Source organism: Bacillus sp. jun7, assembly GCF_051034795.1.
Lineage (GTDB): Bacteria > Bacillota > Bacilli > Bacillales > Bacillaceae > Bacillus > Bacillus velezensis.
Genome location: NZ_CP093219.1, coordinates 2500114 through 2524605 on the forward strand (window position 1 = coordinate 2500114; position 24492 = coordinate 2524605).

The following is a 24492-nucleotide window of genomic DNA, read 5'->3' on the forward strand; positions in this document are numbered from 1 at the left end:
ACAAATTGCCGTGATCTGTCTAATGAAAGGAGTGTCTCTTATGCCGGATTCTGTCACAAATGACATCAAACAAGCGCTTTTGGCCATGCTTGGAGAGCGGGATATCCGCCGTGTGACCATGAAGGACATCGCCGGACGGGCGCACGTGAGCCGGGGGACACTGTACCTTTATTACGAAGATAAATATGCGATTTTAGAGGATATAGAGGAAGAAATGAAAGACGGGCTGAGCGAAGCGCTGTATGATTCGCTGAAGAATAAAGATGTGCTTCATTTACAGGGCGGATGGCAAAAAGTGCATCCGACACTGTCTTTTGTTGACCGGCATCGGGTGTTTTTTCAAACGATGATGGACCGTCATAAAATGCCGTATTTTCACTTTCATGCTTTTTTAAAAGATGTGTTCCGGCATGATGTGCTGCTGTCACCGGTCAATGCGGATTTCTCACCGACTGAACAGGATATGTACATTCATTACCGCGCGTTATACACGTACGCCATTGTGTTGTACTGGCTGAATGAGGAGCCCGGGGCATCCCCGGAAGAAATCAGCGGACAGGTGTGGGATTTGATTTCTCAAAAACGGTTTTACTGGCTGTTTGGCCGCCGGGTGCCGGAACAAGAAGAAAAAAAGCCCGCCGACCGCCGGGTGACCCGAACGAGGCAGGCCTTGCAAGAAGCCATGATCGGCTTAATGGCGGAAAAAAAAGAGTACGCGGCGATTACGATTTCCGATATTGCCCGTCAAAGCAACCTCCGCCGTGCCACTTTTTATGACCATTACGCCAACAAAGAAGCATTGCTGAAAACGATCATCCATCAATCATGCCGGGATCTGATCGGATTATTGACGGTAAAAGGAGACCCTGCCGACTGCTCCGTGGAAGAAGCGGAAGCCGCGCTCGTCCGTCTCTTTTCGGCACTGTCGGACGGCCTTCCGCTCGTTCATTTTCTGAGAGAGGGTTCCGAAGTGCCTGACGTCATCCCGGAAATGTTCAGAGCGCTGCAATCGTTTTATCTTCATCAGCCTCTGCACATTCAGGCGGGCAAAAAGCTCTATGCATACTATGTCGCGTCCATGCTCGTCGGCCTGATTCAATATCGTCTTCATGAAGGAAAAGACCACGCGCCGGATATGCTGGCCCGGGAGTTTCTGCAGTTTTTGGATGTAAAGAAGTATCGGGTGATTTTGCTGTGAGGATGATGAAAAAGAACTCGGCCGAAAACAGGCCGGGTTCTTTTTTGCTGTTTTCTTTGAGAAGTGCCGATATGAAAGAAACCTTCCATATGGCGCCTGATCAGCATTCTGCCGCCAAACATGACAAATGTCATATTCGGGGCATGATGGCTGCTACTACAAAAGCGTCTGGCGCCCCGTTATACTTGGGATCATAATGAAAAAGAAGGGACATGACATTCATGATCAATCACGCCGCAACTCAAAAACAAGCGTCTTTAAAAAAGCAGGTTGCCGCATTTTCCGGCGCCGATACAAAGCATAGTATCATTCAGCTTTTCAACACGTTTGTGCCGTTTTTTGCCCTTTGGTTTCTTGCTTACTTCAGCCTCAATATCTCCTATCTTCTGACCCTCGCCTGTACTGTTATAGCAGCGGGATTTTTGACAAGAATCTTTATTATTTTCCACGACTGCTGCCATCAATCCTTTTTCAAACAAAAGAAGCTGAACCGGCTGTTCGGGTTTATTTCAGGTGTTCTGACACTGTTTCCGTTCCTTCAATGGCAGCGAAGCCACTCCATTCATCATGCGACGAGCAGCAACTTAGATAAACGGGGCACCGGCGATATTTGGATGATGACCGTCAAGGAATACAACGAAGCGTCAGCCTGGACAAAAATACGCTACAGACTTTATCGCAATCCGTTTATTATGTTTATTCTCGGTCCGATTTACGTATTTCTGATTAAAAACCGTTTCAATGTAAAAGGCGCCCGCCGCAAGGAGCGCTGGAACACCTATTTCACGAACGCGGCGATTGTCTTATTGGCTGCTGCGACGTGCCTGCTTGTCGGCTGGGAAAACTTTTTGCTTGTTCAGGGTCCGATTTTCCTTATTTCGGGGTCAATCGGCGTCTGGCTCTTTTATGTTCAGCACACGTTTGAGGATTCTTATTTTGAAGCCGATGAGCATTGGGATTATGTGCAGGCCGCGGTAGAAGGAAGCTCCTTTTACAAGCTGCCGAAGTTTTTGCAATGGCTGACGGGCAATATCGGCTACCATCATGTCCACCACTTAAGCCCGAAAGTGCCGAACTACAAGCTGGAAGCGGCTCATGAGGGGCACGAGCCTTTAAAAAACGTACCGACCATTACGCTTAAAACAAGTCTTGAATCCATGAAATTCCGTCTGTGGGATGAGGACGAAAAGCAGTTTGTCACCTTTCGGGAGGCGCGGAAAACACCGGCGCCCCATCCGGTGCCGAAAGAACCTTTAAAGAAAAATGCCTGATACGGCGCACGGCTGGCTCTTTCTCTTATCAGAAAGAGCCTTCTCTTCATGCGTGAGGGTGCAATGAAGGCGGTGTTTTGATAAAGTGATGGTAGACACAAGCAGCAGAAGGTGGAACAAAGATGAAGAAGTATTTTAAATTTCAAAAACTGAACGGGATTTCTCCTTATATATGGACGATTTTTTTCATCCTGCCTTTTTATTTTATTTTTAAAAGCTCTTCTACCTTCGTCATCGTGGCCGGCATCATTTTCACGCTCGTTTTCTTTGGCGCATACCGCTTTGCATTTGTTGCAAAAGGCTGGCCGCTTTACTTATGGGCGCTTCTTCTGATCGGCATTTCGACCGGCTCAGCCATGCTGTTCAGTTATATTTATTTCGCTTTCTTTATCGCCTACTTCATCGGCCATATCCGAGACAAAGTTCCATTTTACATCTTATATTACATTCATATCATCAGTGCGGCGGTTGCCGTCAACTTCAGCCTTGTTCTGAAAAAAGAGTGGTTTTTGACACAAATTCCGTTTATCGTCATTACATTGATCAGTGCCATCCTGCTTCCGCTCAGCATTCGAAGCAGAAAGGCACGGGAGCGCCTTGAGGAGAAATTAGAATATGCAAATGAGCGAATTGCCGATCTTGTGAAGCTGGAAGAAAGGCAGCGTATCGCCCGGGACCTTCACGATACACTTGGACAAAAGCTCTCCTTAATCGGACTGAAAAGCGACCTCGCCCGAAAGCTGATATATAAGGACCCTGAACAGGCCCGCGCTGAGCTGAAAAGCGTGCAGCAGACGGCCCGCACCTCTTTAAATGAGGTCAGACAAATCGTCTCATCGATGAAAGGCATCCGATTGAAGGATGAGCTCGGCAATGTTCGGCAAATTCTTGAAGCGGCAGGAATTGAATTTGTGTATGAAGAAAAAGAAGCGCCCAAACATATCTCTTTGCTGAACGAAAACATCGTCAGCATGTGCATTAAAGAAGCCGTCACCAATGTCGTGAAACACAGCGGCGCCAAAGTATGCCGCATCACCATTCAGCAGCTTTGGAAAGAGGTCGTCATTACGGTAGAAGACGACGGCAGCTTTCAATGCAGAGAAGACCGCTTTTTTTCAAAGGGGCACGGCCTGCTTGGAATGAGGGAACGTCTTGAATTCGCAAACGGCAGTTTAGCCATCGATACAGCCGCCGGAACAAAGCTGACCATGAGAATCCCGAATGATTCAAAATCAAAAGAAAAGGATGGTAGCAGATGATCAACATCTTCATTGCTGAGGATCAGCAAATGCTGCTCGGCGCACTCGGTTCGCTGTTGAATTTAGAAGAGGATATGACGGTTGTCGGCAAAGGCACAAGCGGCCAGGATGCCATCGATTTCGTGGAAAAACATGCGCCCGACATCTGTCTGATGGATATCGAAATGCCCGGGAAATCAGGTCTTGAAGCGGCAGAAGAACTCAAGGACAGCGGTGTGAAAATCATCATTTTGACGACCTTTGCCCGCTCCGGCTATTTTCAGCGGGCGCTAAAAGCAGGCGTCAGCGGGTACATGCTCAAGGACAGCCCGAGCGATGAGCTCGTCAGCGCCATCCGCAGTGTCATGAAAGGAAGACGCGTCTATGCACCTGAATTAATGGAGGACATCTATAGTGAAGAAAACCCGCTGACCGAACGGGAAAAAGAGGTGCTCGAGCTTGTCGCAGACGGAAAAAACACGAAAGAAATCGCAAACGCCCTCAGCATCAAAAGCGGCACAGTCCGCAATTACGTTTCGATGATTCTGGATAAACTAGAAGTGAAAAATCGAATTGAAGCCATTACCCGATCAAAGGAAAAGGGCTGGTTTAAGTAACCCGCCCTCAGCTTGTTCAGCCAGTGTTTTTGCACTGGCTTTTTTTATTATCTATCGTCACTCCGTCTCTTCCTTCCACTTCTTATCAATCAGCATTTTCCCCGGCCAAGTGTATGCCATGATGCCGCCGTCTGCGGTGATGTCTTCTCCCGTGACGTAAGAGCTGTCGTCTGAAGCGAGGAAGAGCGCGACAGCCGCCATTTCTTCCGGTTTTCCGAGCCGGCCGAGCGGCGTGATCCATTTGTTGGCTTCACGGAACGCCTCGCCCATTTCGTCTTCTTTCGTGCCTGCCAATTTATCAATGAGCGGCGTTTCAATTGTGCCCGGCGATAAGGAATTGACGCGGATTCCGCTTCTGGCGTAATCAATGGCCATCGCTCTCGTCAGGTTCGTGATTCCGCCTTTTGCGGCGTTATAGCCGGAGCGGTCAAGGTCTGCGGCCCGGCCGGACATGGAGGAGGTGTTGATGATGGAGCCTCCTTTTTCGAGCATGAGCGGAATCAGGTATTTGCTGCACAAAAATGTGCCGCGCAGATCGACGGCGATGATCCGGTCAAAAAGCTCGACCGGGTATTCATGGACTTTGCCGCCCTCTTGGTCAACACCGGCATTGTTAAACAGAATATCAATTGTTCCGTACTTTTGCTGAATGCCGTCCGCAAAAGACTTTACGTTTTCTTCGTCTGATACATCAAGGTGAAAGGCTTCTGCTTCTCCGCCGTTTTTTCTGATGGCGCTGACGGTTTCATTCAGTTCGCTTTCATTGATGTCACCGCAGATCACGCGGGCGCCTTCATCGGCGAAAACCCGTGCCGTCGCTTGTCCGATGCCTGTCGCGGCCCCTGTGATGATTGCGGTTTTGTCTGTTAATCTTCCCATAATGCGATTCCTCCTTTTTTTAACTGTTCCCGCTGAATAGGGGGATAAACATACGGAGGTTTATTTCTAAATACTTATTAAATATGTTAATATTATGTATATACATCATTGGGAGGTTTACATATTTTGAAGATACAGCATAAGAAGGAGATAGCGTTTTATTGTTATGCCATTGTTCCTATGGGATTTGCGATTTACACCGTTATCTCTATTCTGTTTCAGGACATCACGTTTCCTCTCACTGTAAGAAATGTTCTGCATGAGTCTTTGCGAAACTTGGGATCTCTTATCTTATTTAGTTTGTTTTTCTACCCGTCATACATATGGATGAAGAAGGAATTCGGCCGCCGGAAAGAAGCAGAGGGGAGAGGATGATCAACATTCTCTCTTTTTTATTGATAAAATGGGTGAAATGAATCCATTAACATGTTAAATTTACAATATATGCATCTGCTAATCCTAGTTGACAATTGTCACTGTATATGATAAATAGATGCTGAAAAGATTTTACATAACATCAAAGCATAATTAAAGGAGAGATCTGAAGTGCGGAAAAAAAAGTTTAAAGCAGAATCCAAGCGATTGCTGGACATGATGATTAACTCCATTTACACGCAGAAGGAAATTTTTCTCCGCGAGTTAATTTCCAACGCGAGCGATGCGATTGACAAAATCTATTACAAGGCGTTAACCGATGATTCATTAACGTTTGATCAAGACAATTACTATATAAAAGTGACGGCGGATAAAGAAGCGAGAACGCTCACCGTCACAGATACCGGTATCGGGATGACAAAAGACGAGCTTGAACAGCATCTCGGCACGATTGCGAAAAGCGGTTCACTCGCTTTCAAGCAAGAAAATGACTCGAAAGACGGCCATGACATTATCGGCCAGTTCGGCGTCGGGTTTTATGCGGCGTTTATGGTGGCTGATAAAGTCACGGTGAAAAGTAAGGCGCTCGGCAGTGACGAGGCGTATGTATGGGAGTCGGAAGGGGCCGCCGGCTACACGATCGCGCCGTGTGACAAGGAAACCGTCGGTACGGAAATCACCCTGAAAATAAAAGAAAACACAGAAGATGAAAGCTATGATGAGTTTTTAGAAAACTACCGCATCAAAGCGATCGTGAAAAAGTACTCTGATTTTATCCGCTACCCGATCAAAATGGAAGAGACGGTCAACAAGCCGAAAGAGGGCAGCGAGAACGAATTTGAAGAAGTTCAGGAAGAACAGACGGTCAACAGCATGGTGCCGATCTGGAGAAAAAACAAAAGCGAGCTGACGGATGAGGATTACGAGGCTTTTTACGCTGAAAAGCATTATGGCTTCGATAAACCGCTGACCCACGTGCACATCAGCGTCGATGGAGCGGTGCGCTACAATTCGATTTTGTTTATTCCGGAAAACATGCCGTTTGACTATTATACGAAGGAATTCGAAAAAGGATTGGAGCTGTATTCCAACGGCGTGCTGATCATGAACAAATGCGCCGACCTGCTTCCGGATCATTTCAGCTTTGTAAAAGGCATGGTGGACTCTGAGGATCTGTCGCTGAACATTTCCAGAGAGATGCTGCAGCACGACCGCCAGCTGAAGCTGATTGCGAAAAACATCAATAAAAAAATCAAAGCCGAGCTGAAGAGCCTGCTGAAGAACAAAAGGGAAAAATACGAATCTTTCTATGAATCTTTCGGCAGACAGCTGAAATTCGGCGTCTATAATGATTTCGGCGCGAATAAAGACGTCTTAAAAGATCTGCTTCTCTTCTATTCATCTAAGGAGAAAAAGCTCGTCACTCTGGACGAATATGTGTCCAGAATGCCTGAGGATCAAAAATATATCTATTACGCGTCCGGCGATTCATATGAGCGGATTGAAAAGCTGCCGCAAACTGAAATGGTGGCGGACAAAGGCTACGAGATTTTATATTTCACGGAAGATATTGATGAATTCGCGATCAAAATGCTGACAAGCTACGAGGAAAAAGAGTTCAAATCCGTCTCAAGCGCCGACTTAGGCATCGACAGTGACGAAGATGAAAAGCAGACTGAAGCCGAAGAAAACGAATATAAAGACCTGTTCGAAAGCATGAAAGAGATTCTTGCGGATAAAGTCAAGAACGTCAGAGCATCGAAACGCTTAAAATCCCATCCGGTCTGCTTTGCGACAGACGGCGAAGTGACGATCGAAATGGAGAAAGTATTAAACGCCATGCCTGACAGCCAGCAGGTCAAAGCGGAAAAAGTGCTGGAAATCAACCCGAACCACGAAGTGTTTGAGACGTTAAAGAACGCGCACGGGCAAGATCGGGAAAAGCTTGCTTTATACACAAACCTGCTGTACAATCAGGCGCTTCTGATTGAAGGACTGCCGATCCATGATCCAGTCGAGTTTACGAATGACATCTGCAAAGTTATGGTATGACGCCAAAAAGGAATCGCCCAGCGGGGGCGATTCCTTTTTTGATTACAGTGTGCGCTGTTTAAGAATTTGATTTTGTTTGCTGCGCTTCTTTAAGGAGAACCGTTTTTTCAAGTGCGTTTCGATTTCTTCTAAACTTTTGCCCTTCGTTTCAGGAACGATGTAAGCGGCGAAGAAGAAGGATGTGAGGCAGATGACTGAGAATATTCCGAATACCCAGCCGATGCCCATGGCGCTCAGCATAAGCGGGAATACCAGTGAAACGATCAGGTTGGTTGCCGACAGAATCAATGTCGTAAATCCGGTTGCGGCTCCGCGTGCGTTTGACGGGAACAATTCCGGCATCAGGACCCATACGACGGGACCCCATGTCGCCTGATAAAAGACGATATAGATTCCGAGAAACAGCACGGTCAGCCAAGCTGTTGAAGCTGACAGGCCGGCCAGAAGGAGAATGGCTGATAGTGACGCCAGGCTCAAGGTAATGCCGACACTTCCCCACATCAGCAGTTTTTTCCGGCCGATCCGGTCAATTAAGATCATGGCGGTGATACACATGATGACGTTTAAGACACCGATGCCCATCGTGCCGAGAACGGACGCCGAAGTGCCGAGTCCGGCCTTTGTAAAGATGGTCGGCGCATAGTAAATCACCGTGTTGATCCCGACCGCCTGCTGGAAGATGGCGAGGCCGATCCCGATCAGCAGCATAGGACGGATCCATTTTGCTTTCAGCAAGCCGAGCGTAGATTCTTTTTTCTCGGCTTCTCCTTGTTTCATTTCCGCCAATTCAACGGCGATATCCTCTTTGTCGTGAGTCATTTCCATGACTTGTCTGGCTTCCTGCTCACGGCCGCGTTTGACGAGCCATCTCGGAGATTCCGGCATAAACGCGATTCCGATTAATAAAAGCGCCGCCGGTACTGCCGCGAGACCGACCATCCAGCGCCAAGCTTCAAACGGGGTGAATATGTAATTCACAATATATGCGAGTAAAATTCCGGTCACAATCATTAAGTTATTCAATGTGCCGAGCGTTCCGCGTATTTTTGTCGGCGCCATCTCAGATAGATAAACGGGAACCAGCGCCGTTGAGCCTCCGACGGCTAACCCGAGAATGACACGGGAGATAATCAGCATAGTGACGGTTTGCGAAGCCGCACAGGCAAGCGCGCCGATAATAAAAATGAGTGAAAGGACGAAAACCACTTTTCTCCGGCCCCATCGGTCAGAGCATGTCCCGCTTAAGGCGGACCCGAAAATCGCACCGAGCAGCAGCATGCTGACGACCAATCCCTCGGTCAGCGTGTTTAAAGGAATATCATTGTTAATAAATAACAAAGCCCCTGAAATCACACCGGTGTCATAGCCGTAAAGCAGCCCGCCCAATGCTCCGAAAAAGTAAATCAGGTATTTTTTGGTGTTTTTCTTCACAGATGATCCTCCTCATCTTTTGGAACGCATAATAGTTTATTTAGATAACTATTTCATTCCCCGAAGAGAAAAATATAAACATAAAAAACACGCCCTTTCAAAAAGGCGTGTTTTTTTCTTATGAAAACAGCTTATCAATAAACGCGATTTCTTCAGCAGATAGCGTAATGGAGGCTGCTTTCACGTTGTCTTTTAATTGATCCGCGCGTTTGGCGCCCGGAATCAGGATATCGATTTCAGGTCTCGCCAAGTACCAGGCAAGCACGATATGCGCCGTATCGGCATTGTGCTTTTCGGCAATCGGTTTGAGCTGGTTGACTTTTTTGATGTTTTCTTTAAACTGCTCCCCTTGGAAATGCGCCTGATCATTGCGCAGGTCGCCTTCCGGGAAGGTTGTGTTCTCGTCGTATTTGCCGGCCAGCAGTCCGGATACGAGCGGGAAGTACGGAATGAATGAGATGCCGTGTTCTGTCGTATAAGGGAAGAAAGTCTTTTCCGCCTCACGGTTCAGCAGGTTGTATTCTCCTTGAACCACGTCGACTAAGCCGTCTTTATTGGCTTCTTTCAGCTGCTCCAAAGAGAAATTGGATACGCCGATGGAACGGATTTTTCCTTCTTTTTTCAGCTCATTCAATGCTTGAACGGCTTCGTCCTTCGGCGTGTGCTCATCCGGGAAATGGATGTAGAATAAATCGATGTAATCAGTCTGCAGGCGTTTCAGGCTGTCTTCGACTGATTGTTTCAAAAAGGCCGGTGAGTTGTCGAAAACAAAGTCATTGCCTTCTTTTCTGTGAGCGGCTTTTGTGGCGATGAAGACATCCTCGCGGTTATATTCTTTCAGCACCTCGCCGATCAATTCTTCAGAACGGCCCACACCGTAAATATAGGCAGTATCTAACATGGTAACGCCGCTTTTAATCGCTTCCCGGACCAATTCTTTTCCCGTTTCTTCATTCAGATTCGGATAGAGATTGTGTCCGCCGACCGCATTTGTTCCCAAACCGATCGGAAATACCTTTAGGTCAGTTTTGCCGATTGTTACTTTGCTCATGTTTTCGCCCCCTGAAAAAATTGGATATCATAGCGCCTGCCGGAAAAATACGGCAGCGTTCTCTATTAACTATAACGCTATGCCAAGTGAATGTCGATTTGGTGCTCTTGGCAATACTTCGTATATTCCTCATCGAGCTGCTGAGAAGTGACAATGCTGTGAAGCCGGTCGAAAGGCGCGTATGTCAAAAGCGTGGATTTGCCGAATTTGGAATGATCCGCGAGCAGATACACTTCGTTCGCCTTTTCGGAAATTTTCTTTTTCACCTCGTATTCCAGTAAATCGGAATTCGTCAGGCCGTGGGTGATCGTTGTCCCGGTAGCGGACATGAACGCCTTGTTAATGTTGTATTTATTGAGGGTGCTCGGATCATCAATGCCGACAAACGACCTTGTCTTCCGCTTGTAGTTATTGCCGATGATGATCAGGTCGATATTTTTCATGGATGAAGCGGCGTTAATAATATCAAGGCTGTTCGTCAACACCGTTACATTCTTATCCGGATCAAGCGTCTCCAGCATCGATTTGGTCGTCGTGCCGGAATCAATAAATACAAGATCGTGATCCTCGATAAACCGCGACGCATAGCGGGCGATTTTGATTTTTTCATCCTGATGTTGAATGGTGCGGTTCTCAAAAGGGACGAGCACAGATTTTTCTGCTGACGTCACGCCGCCGTACACCTTTTTGATCACCCCTTTTTCCGCAAGCTTATTAATATCGCGTCTGACCGTGTTTTTAGAGACGTTGAATACCTCGCACAGCTCATCCAGCGAAGTGGCTCCGTGTTTGAGAATGTATTCTTCCATCTCCTGAATCCGCATCAGTTTCATAAAAAAACTCCTTCTAGAATTCTTAAAGTAATTAAAATATATAATAAACACCAAGAGTTAATCAATAGTTACTTAACAAATGATAAAAAAGAGGGTTCCCACCGTACGATTCGACACGGTTCTCCAAGTTCCTGTTTTCCCGCTCAAAAAAAGTACGATAAAAATAATGAAAAAATTTTGATTTTTTAGATTGACTTGAAGGTGTGTTGGGCTTACAATGTAACCAAGAAATGACCAAAATATAACCTGTAAAATCAAAATTGAAAGATGTAATCGTTTGCTTTATCCGTCACATGACCAACTTTTACATGGAAAGATTGGGATTCACCATCATTTTAGCATTTGTAAGCGTTTAATTCATGTCTTTTATATGTAAAAGATGAATATATTCATCCGTTATTATCCAGCTGACAGGATGTTTACTATTTAAGGAGGCAATGAGAATGGCAGAGATCAGAAAACTGAAAAACTACATCAATGGTGAATGGGTTGAAAGTAAGACAGATCAATATGAAGACGTTGTCAATCCGGCGACAAAAGAAGTGATGTGCCAGGTTCCGATTTCTACACGGGAGGATGTGGAATACGCCGTCCGCTCAGCGTCAGAAGCGTTTCAAACATGGTCGAAGACGGCGGTGCCGCGCCGTGCGAGAATTCTATTTAACTATCAGCAGCTTCTCCAGCAGAACAAAGAAGAGCTTGCCCGTCTGATCACTTTGGAAAACGGTAAAAACACGACAGAAGCACTCGGTGAAGTGGGACGCGGAATTGAAAACGTCGAATTCGCAGCGGGAGCGCCGTCACTCATGATGGGCGATTCACTTGCCTCTATCGCGACGGATGTAGAGGCGGCGAATTACCGCTATCCGATCGGGGTGGTCGGCGGTATCGCACCGTTCAACTTCCCGATGATGGTCCCGTGCTGGATGTTTCCGATGGCGATTTCGTTAGGAAACACTTTCATTCTGAAGCCTTCTGAGCGCACGCCGCTGTTAACGGAAAAACTGGCAGAGCTGTTTGAACAGGCCGGTCTGCCGAAGGGCGTCTTCAATGTCGTGCACGGCGCGCATGACGTCGTAAACGGCATTCTTGAGCATCCGGAGATTAAAGCCATCTCATTCGTCGGTTCAAAACCTGTCGGCGAGTATGTTTTCAAAAAAGGCAGCGAACATTTGAAACGCGTGCAGGCGTTAACGGGAGCGAAAAATCATACGATCGTGTTAAATGACGCCCACCTTGAAGATACGGTCACAAACATTATCGGCGCGGCATTCGGTTCGGCAGGAGAGCGCTGCATGGCATGCGCGGTCGTGACGGTTGAAGAGGGAATCGCCGATGAGTTTATGGCGAAATTACAGGAAAAAGCAGCGGACATCAAGATCGGAAACGGACTGGATGACGGCGTATTTTTGGGACCGGTCATCCGCGAGGACAACAAAAACCGCACGCACAGCTATATTGAAAAAGGCATCGAGGAAGGAGCGAAACTGCTTTGTGACGGCCGTGAACATGTAACGGAAGACGGCTATTTCGTCGGACCGACGATTTTTGACAACGTGACGACGGATATGACGATCTGGAAAGATGAGATCTTTGCGCCCGTTCTGTCGGTCATCCGCGTGAAAAACTTAAAAGAAGCGGTTGACATCGCCAACCAGTCTGAATTTGCGAACGGCGCCTGCCTGTTCACGTCAAATGCGAACGCGATCCGCTACTTCCGTGAGAATATTGACGCGGGAATGCTCGGCATCAACCTTGGCGTCCCGGCGCCGATGGCATTCTTCCCGTTCTCGGGCTGGAAGTCTTCTTTCTTCGGCACATTGCACGCAAACGGAAAAGACAGCGTCGACTTCTATACACGTAAAAAAGTCGTGACGGCACGATACCCGTCTCCTGACTTCAATTGATCAGACAGCCGGCCCGGACGGCTTTGTGATTCCGTCCGGGTTTTCTTTTACCATCCATTAAGGAGGAATAAACATGAGTCATTTGCTGCGCAAACCGCAGGCCGATGAGATTTCTCAAGGTGTGACCATCATACATGACGTCACTTCAGCCAATTCAGACCTCAAATATGTCGGATTTAAAGTCGTTGATCTCGCTCCCGGCTCAACATATACAGAAGATTTGAAAAAGACGGAGTGCTGCATCGTTGCGGTAACGGGAAAAGTTACCGTCACTGATTATGATCAGACATTTGAAAGCATCGGCACCCGTGAAAGCGTATTTGATAGAAAACCGACGGACAGCGTTTATGTGTCCAATGACCGCTCTTTTGGAATCACAGCCGTCAGCGGGGCGAGGGTCGCGCTGTGCTACTCTCCGTCCGAACACCAGCTTCCGACAAAGCTGATTAAAGCGGAAGACAACGGTGTGGAACATCGCGGCAAGCTGGCAAACAAACGAACCGTTCATAACATTCTCCCCGATTCAGATCCATCGGCAAACAGCCTTCTCGTTGTTGAAGTTTACACGGACAGCGGCAACTGGTCGAGCTACCCGCCTCATAAACATGACCAAGACAATCTGCCGGCTGAATCCTTTTTAGAAGAAACCTATTACCATGAAACGGACCCGCCGCAGGGATTTGTCTTCCAGCGTGTGTACACGGACGACCGCTCGATTGACGAGACGATGACCGCAGAAAATGAAAACGTTGTCATCGTGCCGGCGGGCTATCACCCGGTTGGTGTTCCGGACGGGTATACCTCTTACTACCTGAATGTAATGGCGGGACCGACACGAAAATGGAAGTTTCATAATGATCCGGCCCATGAATGGATTCTGGAACGCTGACAAGTGAGGAGTGGCAGATAACGATGAAATATACGTTTAATGAAGAAAAAGAGTTTGATATTGTCGCGATCGGACGCGCGTGTATTGATTTGAACGCGGCGGAATACAACCGGCCGATGGAAGAAACGATGACGTTTTCTAAATATGTCGGCGGCTCCCCGGCAAATATTGCGATCGGCAGCGCCAAGCTCGGATTAAAAGCCGGTTTTATCGGCAAAATCCCGGATGACCAGCACGGCAGATTTATCGTTTCTTATATGCAGGAAAAGGGCGTTGATACGTCACAAATGACCGTTGACAGAGAAGGGCGCAAAGCGGGGCTCGCTTTTACGGAAATTCTCAGTCCCGAAGAGTGCAGCATTCTGATGTACCGGGATGACGTGGCGGATTTGTATCTAGAGCCGTCCGAAGTCAATGAAGGCTACATCGCAAACGCGAAAATGCTGCTCGTATCAGGTACGGCGCTTGCGAAAAGCCCGTCGCGCGAAGCCGTCTTAAAAGCGGTGCAAATCGCAAAAAAACATGACGTAAAAGTCGTGTTTGAGCTCGACTACCGTCCGTATACATGGCAATCGGCAGAAGAAACAGCCGTGTACTACACGCTGGTTGCGGAACAATCCGATATCGTCATCGGTACGCGTGACGAATTTGACGTAATGGAAAACCGCAGCGGCGGAAATAACGATGAAACCGTCCGCCATTTGTTTGCGCACGCCGCCGACCTTGTCGTCATTAAGCACGGCGTTGACGGATCATACGCATACAGCAGATCGGGGGAAGTTTTCCGGGCGCACGCCTATAAAACAAAGGTGCTGAAGACCTTCGGAGCGGGTGATTCCTATGCGTCAGCCTTCATCTACGGACTGGTCAGCGGCCGGGATATTGAAACGGCTTTAAAATACGGGAGCGCTTCCGCTTCCATCGTCGTCAGCAAACACAGCTCCTCAGAAGCAATGCCGGCTGCCGGTGAAATCATCGAACTGATTGAAGCGCAGCACAGTCTTAACGGTAAATAGAACGTATAAAAGGTGGGATCGTTTGTGGGTAAGACCATTCGCTTAACGACAGCACAAGCGCTGATTCAATTCTTGAACCGGCAGTACATTCATGTTGACGGAAAAGAAGAGCCGTTCGTTGAGGGCATCTTCACGATTTTCGGCCATGGAAATGTGTTGGGGATCGGGCAGGCGCTCGAGCAGGACGCCGGGCACCTGAAAGTCTATCAAGGCAAAAACGAACAAGGCATGGCGCATGCCGCGATGGCATACAGCAAGCAGATGCTGAGAAGAAAAATTTACGCGGTATCGACATCGGTCGGTCCGGGTGCCGCTAACTTGACGGCTGCCGCGGGTACGGCGCTGGCCAATCATATTCCGGTGCTGCTGCTTCCGGCCGATACCTTTGCAACGAGGCAGCCTGACCCGGTGCTTCAGCAGGTGGAGCAGGAATACAGCGCCGCCGTCACAACAAACGATGCGTTAAAGCCCGTGTCCCGCTATTGGGACCGCATCACCCGACCTGAGCAGCTGATGAGCAGCTTAATCCGGGCATTTGAAGTGATGACAGATCCGGCAAAAGCGGGCCCGGCCACCATCTGTATTTCTCAGGATGTAGAGGGAGAAGCATTTGATTTTGATGAAAGCTTCTTTGAAAAACGCGTTCATTACATTGACCGGATGCAGCCTAGCGAGCGTGAGCTGAAAGGCGCCGCGGAGAGAATTAAGGAGAGCAGCCGTCCCGTCATTTTAGTGGGCGGCGGCGCGAAGTACTCCGGCGCGCGTGAGGAATTAATCGCGCTTTCTGAAACATACGGCATTCCGCTTGTCGAAACGCAGGCCGGCAAGTCAACGGTTGAAGCCGATTTCGCCAACAATCTGGGCGGCATAGGCATCACGGGCACACTCGCCGCAAACAAAGCCGCCCGCCAGGCTGATCTGATCATCGGTGTCGGCACACGGTACACGGACTTTGCGACATCCTCGAAAACAGCGTTTGATTTTGACAAAGCAAAATTTTTGAATATCAACGTCAGCCGCATGCAGGCATACAAGCTTGACGCGTTTCAGGTCGTAGCCGATGCGAAAGTGACGCTCGGCAGGCTGCACGGCTTATTAGACGGATATAAAAGTGCATTCGGCACGGCGATTAAAGACTGGAAAGATGAATGGCTGGCTGAACGGGACCGGCTCGGCAAGATCACTTTTACACGTAACGCGTTCAAGCCGGAAATTAAAAACCATTTCTCACAGGACGTGTTAAACGAGTATGCCGACGCGCTCGAGACTGAGCTGCCGCAAACAACGGCGCTGTTGACCATCAATGACACGATTCCTGAAGACAGCGTCGTCATCAGTTCGGCGGGATCTCTTCCGGGGGATCTGCAGCGGCTGTGGCATTCCAATGTCCCGAATACGTACCATCTGGAGTACGGCTATTCCTGCATGGGATATGAAGTATCGGGCACGCTCGGCCTCAAGCTGGCTCATCCCGACAAAGAAGTCTATTCACTCGTCGGCGACGGAAGCTTTCTGATGCTGCACTCAGAGCTGATTACCGCGCTTCAATATAACAAAAAAATCAATGTCCTGCTCTTTGACAACTCCGGATTCGGCTGTATCAACAACCTGCAGATGGATCACGGGAGCGGCAGCTATTTCTGCGAGTTCCGCACAGAGGACAATCAGATTTTAAACGTTGATTACGCGAAGGTGGCAGAGGGCTACGGCGCTAAAACTTACAGAGCCAATACGGTTGAAGAACTGAAAGCGGCGCTTGAAGATGCGAAAACGCAAGAGGTATCCACTTTAATTGAAATGAAGGTTCTGCCGAAAACGATGACGGACGGCTATGACAGCTGGTGGCATGTTGGCGTGGCGGAAGTGTCGGAGCAGGAAAGCGTTCAGCGGGCATACGAAGCGAAAGAGATGAAGCTGAAGTCTGCGAAGCAGTATTAGAGGGGAGGCATCACGATGGGCAAACAAAATATTCTGTGGGGCATCGCTCCCATTGGGTGGCGCAATGACGATATGCCGGAGATCGGAGCCGGGAATACGCTGCAGCATTTGTTAAGCGATATTGTTGTCGCCGGTTTTCAAGGTACGGAAGTGGGAGGGTTTTTCCCTGAACCCTCCGTCCTCAATAAGGAGCTGGCTCTCCGGAACTTGCGGATTGCGGGGAAATGGTTCAGCAGCTTTATCATTCAAGACGGTATTGAAAAAACGGCTGAACAATTTACAGAACACTGTGATTATTTGCAGAAAGTCGGAGCGGATGCCGCCATCGTTTCTGAACAGACGTACAGTGTCCAAGGCTTGGACATTGATGTATTTAAGAAAAAACCGCACTTCTCAGATGAAGAATGGGATACACTGTGCCAAGGCTTGAACCTTCTCGGGAAAATCGCTGACGAATACGGGCTGGATCTCACGTTTCATCATCATCTCGGCACAGGCGTCCAGACGGCGGAAGAAGTTGACCGGCTGATGGATGGAACGGACCCGCGGTATGTCCATTTACTTTATGATACCGGCCATGCCTATATCTCGGACGGAGACTATATGACGATTCTCAACAAGCATATGGATCGGATCAGACACGTTCATTTCAAGGACGCGCGGTTTGACATTATGGAGCGGTGCAGACAGGAAGGAAAGTCATTCAGGCAGTCATTTTTACAGGGCATTTTTACGGTTCCCGGAGACGGATGCATCGATTTTACCGAAGTGTACCAAACGCTCGTCCGTCATGATTATTCAGGCTGGATCGTCATTGAAGCCGAACAAGACCCGGCAGTCGCCAATCCGCTTGAGTACGCGCTGATTGCGAGAAAATACATCGACAGTGAACTGCTTGATCCTGCAAATTAGAGGGGGACTTATATGAATCGTGCCAAGGCGGAATCAGCTTTCAGCAAAAGGACCATCGCCGCAGCATTAGCAAATTACATTGATGCAGGTTCCATCGTGGCAGGATCAGCTGGTTTATCTATGTGGGTCAGCTATTTGAAGCTGTCCGACAGTCAGATCGGATTGCTCGGCGCCTTCAGCGCAAACGCGATATCAGCGGCCGTCGGAGCGCTGCTCGGCGGGTATTTGGCTGATAAGGTCGGCCGAAAAGCTGTATATACAAACAGTATGCTCGTCTACGCTTTAGGAATTTGTTTGGTTTTGTTTGGATTCAACTTTCCCATGCTGTTATGCGGATACATGATTATCGGGATTTCTGTAGGCGCGGATATTACGGCTTCATGGACCATTATCGCGGAAAACGCCCCTGAGAAAAACCGGGCGAGGCATTGCGGAGTGGCGCAGGTGGCGTGGGCCGCCGGAGCCGTTGTGGTTCTGCTGTTATCCGTTGTGGTCGGTGACCTCGGGCTTTTAGGAAATAAAATTGTCTTTGCGCATCTATTGGTGATCGCCCTGATCACATATGTGATAAGAAAGCGTTTACCTGAGTCGGATGCCTGGAAAAACAGTGAAGAGCGGCCTGCCGCCGTGAAAAAAACATCTTATTTTGACTTGCTTCAGCCGAAATTTTTCAAGAACATTTTGTTTTTAATGGGTGTGTTTCTCGTATGGAATCTCGCCGCGGGCGTCATGGGATTCTTCATGCCGTATATCTACCAGCAGGTCGGCGGCGTATCCGCAAATACGGCCAACATTCTGCAGATGGCCCTGTTTATCTTCACCGGGCTCGGCGTCGCCTGTATCTTCATGCCTTTTGCAGATCAATATCGGAAAACGGTGTTCGGAATCTGCGCCTTTATGGCTGTTGTCGGCTGGTCGCTGTTTTTGCTGCCGTTTCAGGGGCTCCCGATGCTGCTTTTGTTTGTTTTAGCGATCGGCATCAATAACGGAGCCGGCCAGCAGGCGAACTACCAGCTGTGGGCAAGCGAGCTGTTCCCGACAGAACACAGAGCGTCAGCACAAGGGCTCATGTTCTTTCTCGTCCGTATTTCAATCGGCATTTGGAGTTTATTTGTGCCGGTCATCATGTCACAATTCGGCATCGGTTTTATGGCCGGTATTCTGCTCATATGTGTGACGGCCAGTATGATCATCGGGCTTGTTTTCGCACCGAATACGTCCGGCAAGTCGCTTGAACAGATACAGGAGGAACTGTACGGTGCTCCTCAGGACGGCAGCGGGAAAAAAAAGACGAGAACCATTATTTGATTATCAGAAGGAGTGGCGATCAATGAATTTACGTATAGGTGTTATCGGAACCGGTGCTATCGGAAAAGAGCACATCAACCGCATCACAAATAAGCTGTCCGGAGCGGAAATTACCGCTGTCACAGATGTGAATGAGGAGGCCGCGCAGCAGACCGTTCAGCATTTCAATTTGAACGCCTCCGTTTATCCTGATGACGACAGCCTCCTCGCTGCTGAAAATGTGGATGCTGTCTTAGTGACAAGCTGGGGCCCGGCTCACGAGTCCAGCGTGTTGAAAGCGATTCAGCACGGCAAGCACGTGTTTTGTGAAAAGCCGCTTGCGACAACGGCAGAAGGCTGTATGCGCATTGTCGAGGAAGAAATGAAGACGGGAAAACGATTGGTGCAGGTAGGTTTCATGCGCAGATATGACAGCGGTTACGTTCAGCTGAAAGAAGCGATCGACAACCGTGCGGTCGGCGAGCCGCTGATGATTCACTGTGCGCACCGCAACCCGACAGTCGCATCGAATTATTCAACGGACATGGCCGTCGTCGATACGCTCGTTCATGAAATTGATGTCCTCCACTGGCTCGTCAATGACGACTATGAATCCGTACAGGTCATCTATCCGAAGAAATCAAAAAATGCGCTGCCGCATCTGAAAGATCCGCAGATGGTCATCATCGAAACAAAAGGCGGCATCGTCATCAATGCCGAAATCTACGTGAACTGTAAATACGGCTACGACATTCAATGTGAAATCGTCGGGGAAGACGGCGTCATTAAGCTTCCGGAACCGTCAAGCATCAGCTTGAGAAAAGAAGGGACATTCAGCACCGATATCCTGATGGACTGGCAGCGCCGATTTGTGGCTGCGTATGATGTGGAAATTCAGGACTTCATTGATTCGATCCGGAAAAAAGGCGAAGTCAGCGGTCCGACGGCATGGGACGGTTATATTGCCGCGGTGACAACAGACGCGTGCGTAAAAGCTCAGGAATCCGGACAGAAAGAGCCAGTGGTGTTGCAAGAGAAACCGGCATTCTATCAATCATTTACGACTGTGAACAAATAATAGATTTGGAGTGAAAGCAATGAAACTGGCCTTAGATCCATCCATGTACCGCGATGATTTAACGTTAGAGGAAATGGTCTATAAAACGGCGGAACTCGGATACGAATATATCGAACTGTCCCCGTGTGAGGATTTTTGTCCTTTCTACAAATATCCGAAAGTCGATTCAGCAAAAATCAAACAATTGAAGCGCCTTTTAAAGGATACAGGTGTGAAGCTGTCCTCTCTTCTTCCGCTTTACCACTGGGCGGGTCCTGATGAAGACCGCCGCCAGGCCGCCGTGCGCAACTGGAAACGGGCGATCGAAATTGCGGTTGAACTTGAAGTGGATTTGATGAACAGTGAATTCAGCGGTTCAAAGTATGATCCGTTGACAAGTGAAGAAAAATTCATCAAATCCATGGATGAGCTGCTGCCCGTCTTTGAAAAAGAAGGCGTTAAACTCAACCTTCAAGCCCATCCATACGATTTTATCGAAACGCACAAAGGTGCGATGGATATGATCCGCGCGCTCGATAAGGATTGGATCAATCTTGTCTACTCGACTGCGCATACGTTCTTCTATGATGACGGCAAAGGCGATATCGAAACCATGTTTGATGAAGCCGGCGACCGCCTCACGCATGTTTTATTTGCAGATACTTTTAATCATAAAGCGGCGCACGGCCTGCGTTACATCGTCAATCCGCCTGATGCAAAAGTAACGGTTCACCAGCATTTGGACATCGGGCAAGGCGAGGTCGATTTTGAGACGATTTTCAGAAAGATGAGAGAGATGAAATTCGACGGAATTGCGACGAACGCCGTGTTTGCTTGGGTCGGCGAAAGAGCGGATGAATCAAGCCGGACCACGCTTAAGAAATTAAAAGAAGAACTGGGTATGGCATAAGCTGAGTATGGAGTTCGGCGGAACGGGGCAAAAAAGCCCTTCAGCCGGACTCCCTTCATATCGAAAACGCGGATGGGAGAGGCTGACATGAAACTTTGCTTTAATGAAGCGACTACGCTGGAGAATTCAAACCTGAAACAGGATTTAGAACTGTGCGAAAAGCACGGCTATGATTATATTGAAATCCGCACAATGGATAAGCTGCCGGAATACTTAAAAGACCATTCACTGGCCGATCTGGCGGAATATTTTCAAACCCATCACATTAAACCGCTTGCCCTGAACGCACTGGTTTTCTTCAACAACCGTGATGAGAAGGGCTATAGGGAGATCATTTCGGAATTCAAAAGCATGATGGAAACCTGCAGGACGCTCGGCGTGAAATATGTGGTGGCCGTGCCGCTTGTGACAGAGCGGAAAATCTTGAAAGAAGAAATCAAAAAGAGCAGCGCAGAGGTGCTGACTGAGCTTTCGGACATCGCGGAGCCGTACGGCGTAAACATTGCCCTTGAATTTGTCGGCCACCCGCAATGCACGGTCAATACATTTGAACAGGCGTATGACATCGTGAACGCTGTCGGCCGCGATAATGTCGGACTGGTGTTTGACAGCTTCCATTTCCACGCGATGGGCTCCAATATTGAGAGCTTGAAGCAGGCGGACGGAAAGAAAATTTTCATCTATCATATCGACGATACAGAAGACTTTCCGATCGGCTTTTTAACGGATGAAGACCGCGTCTGGCCTGGGCAGGGTGCGATTGACTTAGACGCCCATCTGTCAGCGTTAAAAGAAATCGGATTCAATGATGTTGTCTCCGTAGAGCTGTTCAGACCTGAATATTATAAGCTGACTGCGGAGGAAACGATCAAAACGGCAAAGGAAACAACGGAAGCCGTCGTATCAAAATACTTCATGAAGGAGGCGTGAACATGGCTTTTGTCACCATGAAACATCTTCTTGCAGAAGCGAAACGGGAGCATTATGCAGTCGGCCAATTTAATATCAACGGCCTCCAATGGACGAAGGCGATTCTGCAAGCGGCGCAAAAGGAGCAATCGCCGGTCATCGCCGCGGCTTCCGATCGTCTGGTCGGCTACTTAGGCGGGTTTAAAACGATTTCCGCCATGGTCGGCGCGTTAATGGAAGAAATGGCGATTACCGTTCCCGTCGTGCTCCATCTTGATCACGGAAGCAGTGCGGAACGCTGCAGACAGGCCATTGACGCCGGATTCAGCTCAGTGATGATTGACGGCTCCCATCAGCCGATTGACGAGAATATCGCGATGACAAAAGAAGTCACCGATTATGCCGCAAAGCACGGCGTCTCAGTAGAAGCCGAAGTCGGCACGGTCGGCGGCATGGAAGACGGGCTGGTCGGCGGGGTACGCTATGCCGATATCGCCGAATGTGAGCGGATCGTGCAAGAAACCAATATCGATGCGCTGGCCGCCGCCCTCGGCTCCGTCCACGGCAAATATCAGGGCGAGCCGAATCTCGGATTTAAGGAAATGGAGGCTATCTCCCGCATGACTGATATTCCCCTCGTTCTCCACGGAGCATCCGGGATTCCTCAGGATCAGATCAAAAAAGCCATCACGCTCGGCCACGCGAAAATCAATATCAACACGGAATGTATGGTAGCCTGGACAGACGAAACACGCCGCATGTTTCAGGAAAACGGCGATCTGTACGAACCGCGCGGCTACATGACACCCGGCATTGAAGCCGTGGAAGAGACGGTGCGAAGCAAAATGAGAGAGTTCGGATCAGCCGGTAAAGCCGTAAAACAGCAGGTCGGCTGATGAAAACGGAAACCGCCAAGATGGCGGTTTTTTTGTGCGGTGTTGCGTCCGTACGCCCGAAACGATTATGATGATGGCAGCAGCGTAAGAAACGGGAGTGGTTCAGTTTGAATAAAATCATGATTGTGGAAGATAGTGAAGACATTCGCGGACTATTGCAGAATTACCTTGAAAAATACGGATATCAAACCGTGGCCGCTGCGGATTTCACGGCTGTTCTTGATGTCTTTTTGCGGGAAAAGCCTGATGTGGTGCTGCTTGATATCAACCTGCCGTCTTATGACGGCTATTATTGGTGCCGCCAGATCCGCCAGCATTCTACAAGCCCGATCATTTTCATCTCAGCCAGAAGCGGGGAAATGGATCAGGTGATGGCGATTGAAAACGGCGGAGATGATTATATCGAAAAACCGTTTTCCTACGATATTGTGCTGGCGAAAATCAAAAGCCAGATCCGCAGGGCATACGGAGAGTATGCCGCCAAGCAGGGTGAGAAAGTGGTTGAATATGCCGGTGTGCAGCTCTTTGTGGAACGGTTTGAACTGCGCTTTCAGGACGAAAAAAGCGAGCTTTCTAAAAAAGAAAGCAAGCTTTTGGAAGTGCTGCTGGAGCGGGGAGAAAAGGTGACGGGAAGAGACCGGCTCATGGAAAAAACGTGGGACACCGACATTTTCGTCGATGATAATACGCTTAACGTGTATATCACGCGGCTCAGAAAAAAACTGCGGGAGCTGAATGCACCTGTTTCCATTGAATCGGTGCGGGGCGAAGGCTACCAGCTGAGAGCGCTGTCATGAAGCTGTTTTTCCGGTCTCATGCCGTGCTGATTCTGCTTTTTCTCCTTCAAGGGCTGTTTGTCTTCTTTTATTACTGGTTTGCGGGTCTTCATTCTTTTTCCCACCTGTTTTACATATTGGGCGTGCAGCTTCTTATTTTGGCGGGGTATCTCGCCTATCGCTGGTACAAAGACCGCGGTGTGTATCATTGGCTCAGCGCGGAGCAGGAAGGGACGGACATCCCGTATCTCGGTTCTTCAGTGTTTTGTTCAGAGCTGTATGAAAAGCAGATGGAGCTGATCCGGCTGCAGCACCAGAAGCTCTACGAGACAGAAGCCAAACTCGACGCGCGGGTGACGTATATGAATCAATGGGTGCACCAAGTAAAAACGCCGCTGTCGGTCATTAATTTAATCATTCAGGAAGAGGATGAGCCCGTCTTTGAACACATCAAAAAAGAGGTCCGGCAGATTGAATTCGGGCTGGAGACGCTTCTTTATTCTTCAAGGCTCGACCTGTTTGAGCGGGATTTTAAAGTCGAAGCGGTTTCCTTATCAGAGCTTCTCCAATCGGTCATTCAAAGCTATAAACGATTTTTTATTCAATACCGCGTCTATCCGAAAATGGATATTCGCGATGATCATCAGATTTACACCGATGCCAAATGGCTCAAATTTGCGATCGGCCAAGTGGTCACAAATGCGGTCAAGTATTCAGCGGGCAAGAGTGACAGACTGGAGCTGAATGTCTTCCGCGATGAAGACAGGACGGTGCTTGAAGTCAAAGATTACGGTGTCGGCATTCCCTCGCAAGATATCAAGCGGGTGTTTGACCCTTATTACACCGGCGAAAACGGGCGGCGTTTCCAAGAATCTACGGGAATCGGCCTCCATCTCGTCAAAGAAATTACGGGCAAGCTCAATCATACGGTGGACATCAGCTCGTCCCCCGGTGAAGGGACATCGGTCCGATTTTCATTTCTTACAAAAATGTAAGACTGCGTTAAGAAAACAACATAGCTCATTCTGTTTCCCCTTGATAACATGGATT

22 protein-coding genes are annotated in these 24492 nt (G+C 48.6%); 18 read left to right on the top strand and 4 right to left on the bottom strand.

The features are described from left to right. The first annotated feature begins 40 nt into the window (after nucleotides 1-40). From MJQ52_RS12150 to MJQ52_RS12165, 4 genes are all read left to right on the top strand, one after another. On the top strand, nucleotides 41-1198 hold the full coding sequence (locus MJQ52_RS12150) for a TetR/AcrR family transcriptional regulator (RefSeq protein WP_015418578.1): 1158 nt from the start codon (nucleotides 41-43) through the stop codon (nucleotides 1196-1198). 221 nt (nucleotides 1199-1419) lie between these two features. After that, nucleotides 1420-2469, top strand: a complete 1050-nt coding sequence (locus tag MJQ52_RS12155; protein WP_094247913.1) for a fatty acid desaturase — start codon at nucleotides 1420-1422, stop codon at nucleotides 2467-2469. Between the two features lie 122 nt (nucleotides 2470-2591). Beyond that, nucleotides 2592-3728, top strand: coding sequence for a sensor histidine kinase (locus MJQ52_RS12160; RefSeq protein ID WP_004393210.1), 1137 nt, complete (start codon nucleotides 2592-2594; stop codon nucleotides 3726-3728). Continuing rightward, a complete protein-coding gene (locus MJQ52_RS12165) occupies nucleotides 3725-4324 on the top strand; it encodes a response regulator transcription factor (RefSeq protein ID WP_007407848.1) in 600 nt (199 codons plus the stop codon). Before MJQ52_RS12160 ends, MJQ52_RS12165 begins: the two co-directional genes overlap by 4 nt. A gap of 57 nt (nucleotides 4325-4381) precedes the next feature. Here MJQ52_RS12165 and MJQ52_RS12170 read toward each other — a convergent pair whose 3' ends face one another. Then, on the bottom strand, nucleotides 4382-5203 hold the full coding sequence (locus MJQ52_RS12170) for an SDR family oxidoreductase (RefSeq protein ID WP_094247349.1): 822 nt from the start codon (nucleotides 5201-5203) through the stop codon (nucleotides 4382-4384). 126 nt (nucleotides 5204-5329) lie between these two features. On the opposite strand from MJQ52_RS12170, the gene MJQ52_RS12175 reads away from it, so the two are divergent. Together MJQ52_RS12175 and htpG are read left to right on the top strand one after the other, a co-directional pair. Continuing rightward, complete coding sequence (locus MJQ52_RS12175) at nucleotides 5330-5578, top strand: hypothetical protein (RefSeq protein WP_094247350.1); 249 nt, start codon at nucleotides 5330-5332, stop codon at nucleotides 5576-5578. Between the two features lie 171 nt (nucleotides 5579-5749). Continuing rightward, nucleotides 5750-7630: a molecular chaperone HtpG gene (htpG, locus tag MJQ52_RS12180; protein ID WP_007614881.1), complete on the top strand. Its 1881-nt coding sequence runs from the start codon at nucleotides 5750-5752 to the stop codon at nucleotides 7628-7630. 42 nt (nucleotides 7631-7672) lie between these two features. On the opposite strand, the gene MJQ52_RS12185 is transcribed toward htpG, so the two are convergent. The 3 genes from MJQ52_RS12185 to MJQ52_RS12195 form a co-directional block, all read right to left on the bottom strand. Beyond that, a complete protein-coding gene (locus MJQ52_RS12185; protein ID WP_004393218.1) occupies nucleotides 7673-9061 on the bottom strand; it encodes a sugar porter family MFS transporter in 1389 nt (462 codons plus the stop codon). Nucleotides 9062-9179: 118 nt separating this feature from the next. Further along, nucleotides 9180-10112 carry an aldo/keto reductase gene (locus tag MJQ52_RS12190; RefSeq protein WP_070082618.1) on the bottom strand — a complete coding sequence of 311 codons (933 nt, stop codon included), beginning with the start codon at nucleotides 10110-10112 and terminating at the stop codon, nucleotides 9180-9182. Between the two features lie 77 nt (nucleotides 10113-10189). Beyond that, entirely contained in the window at nucleotides 10190-10945 is a 756-nt protein-coding gene (locus MJQ52_RS12195; protein ID WP_004393223.1) for a DeoR/GlpR family DNA-binding transcription regulator, read from the bottom strand. A gap of 443 nt (nucleotides 10946-11388) precedes the next feature. Here MJQ52_RS12195 and iolA point away from each other — a divergent pair, with 443 nt between their 5' ends. The 12 genes from iolA to yxdK all read left to right on the top strand — a co-directional run bounded on the left by iolA (nucleotide 11389) and on the right by yxdK (nucleotide 24437). Beyond that, the gene (iolA, locus tag MJQ52_RS12200; RefSeq protein ID WP_094247351.1) at nucleotides 11389-12852 is read left to right on the top strand and encodes a methylmalonate-semialdehyde dehydrogenase; all 1464 of its coding nucleotides are present in this window, start codon (nucleotides 11389-11391) and stop codon (nucleotides 12850-12852) included. Nucleotides 12853-12925: 73 nt separating this feature from the next. Continuing rightward, complete coding sequence (gene iolB, locus MJQ52_RS12205; RefSeq protein ID WP_015387476.1) at nucleotides 12926-13741, top strand: 5-deoxy-glucuronate isomerase; 816 nt, start codon at nucleotides 12926-12928, stop codon at nucleotides 13739-13741. 23 nt (nucleotides 13742-13764) lie between these two features. Beyond that, nucleotides 13765-14757 (top strand): 5-dehydro-2-deoxygluconokinase, encoded by a 993-nt coding sequence (iolC, locus tag MJQ52_RS12210; protein WP_094247352.1) that lies wholly within the window; start codon nucleotides 13765-13767, stop codon nucleotides 14755-14757. Nucleotides 14758-14781: 24 nt separating this feature from the next. After that, on the top strand, nucleotides 14782-16695 hold the full coding sequence (gene iolD / locus MJQ52_RS12215) for a 3D-(3,5/4)-trihydroxycyclohexane-1,2-dione acylhydrolase (decyclizing) (RefSeq protein WP_094247353.1): 1914 nt from the start codon (nucleotides 14782-14784) through the stop codon (nucleotides 16693-16695). A gap of 15 nt (nucleotides 16696-16710) precedes the next feature. Then, nucleotides 16711-17607, top strand: a complete 897-nt coding sequence (gene iolE / locus MJQ52_RS12220) for a myo-inosose-2 dehydratase (protein WP_094247354.1) — start codon at nucleotides 16711-16713, stop codon at nucleotides 17605-17607. Between the two features lie 12 nt (nucleotides 17608-17619). After that, on the top strand, nucleotides 17620-18915 hold the full coding sequence (locus MJQ52_RS12225; RefSeq protein WP_094247355.1) for an MFS transporter: 1296 nt from the start codon (nucleotides 17620-17622) through the stop codon (nucleotides 18913-18915). A 22-nt stretch (nucleotides 18916-18937) separates the two neighbouring features. Further along, on the top strand, nucleotides 18938-19972 hold the full coding sequence (locus MJQ52_RS12230) for a Gfo/Idh/MocA family protein (protein WP_094247356.1): 1035 nt from the start codon (nucleotides 18938-18940) through the stop codon (nucleotides 19970-19972). Nucleotides 19973-19991: 19 nt separating this feature from the next. After that, a complete protein-coding gene (locus tag MJQ52_RS12235; protein WP_094247357.1) occupies nucleotides 19992-20861 on the top strand; it encodes a sugar phosphate isomerase/epimerase family protein in 870 nt (289 codons plus the stop codon). 87 nt (nucleotides 20862-20948) lie between these two features. Continuing rightward, nucleotides 20949-21791: a 2-keto-myo-inositol isomerase gene (iolI, locus tag MJQ52_RS12240; protein ID WP_007614866.1), complete on the top strand. Its 843-nt coding sequence runs from the start codon at nucleotides 20949-20951 to the stop codon at nucleotides 21789-21791. 2 nt (nucleotides 21792-21793) lie between these two features. Continuing rightward, entirely contained in the window at nucleotides 21794-22666 is an 873-nt protein-coding gene (iolJ, locus tag MJQ52_RS12245) for a 6-phospho-5-dehydro-2-deoxy-D-gluconate aldolase (RefSeq protein ID WP_094247358.1), read from the top strand. 107 nt (nucleotides 22667-22773) lie between these two features. After that, nucleotides 22774-23463, top strand: a complete 690-nt coding sequence (yxdJ, locus tag MJQ52_RS12250) for a two-component system response regulator YxdJ (RefSeq protein ID WP_004393241.1) — start codon at nucleotides 22774-22776, stop codon at nucleotides 23461-23463. Next, nucleotides 23460-24437, top strand: coding sequence for a two-component system sensor histidine kinase YxdK (yxdK, locus tag MJQ52_RS12255; RefSeq protein ID WP_094247359.1), 978 nt, complete (start codon nucleotides 23460-23462; stop codon nucleotides 24435-24437). The genes yxdJ and yxdK overlap by 4 nt, the downstream gene beginning before the upstream one ends. The last annotated feature ends 55 nt before the right edge of the window (nucleotides 24438-24492 follow it).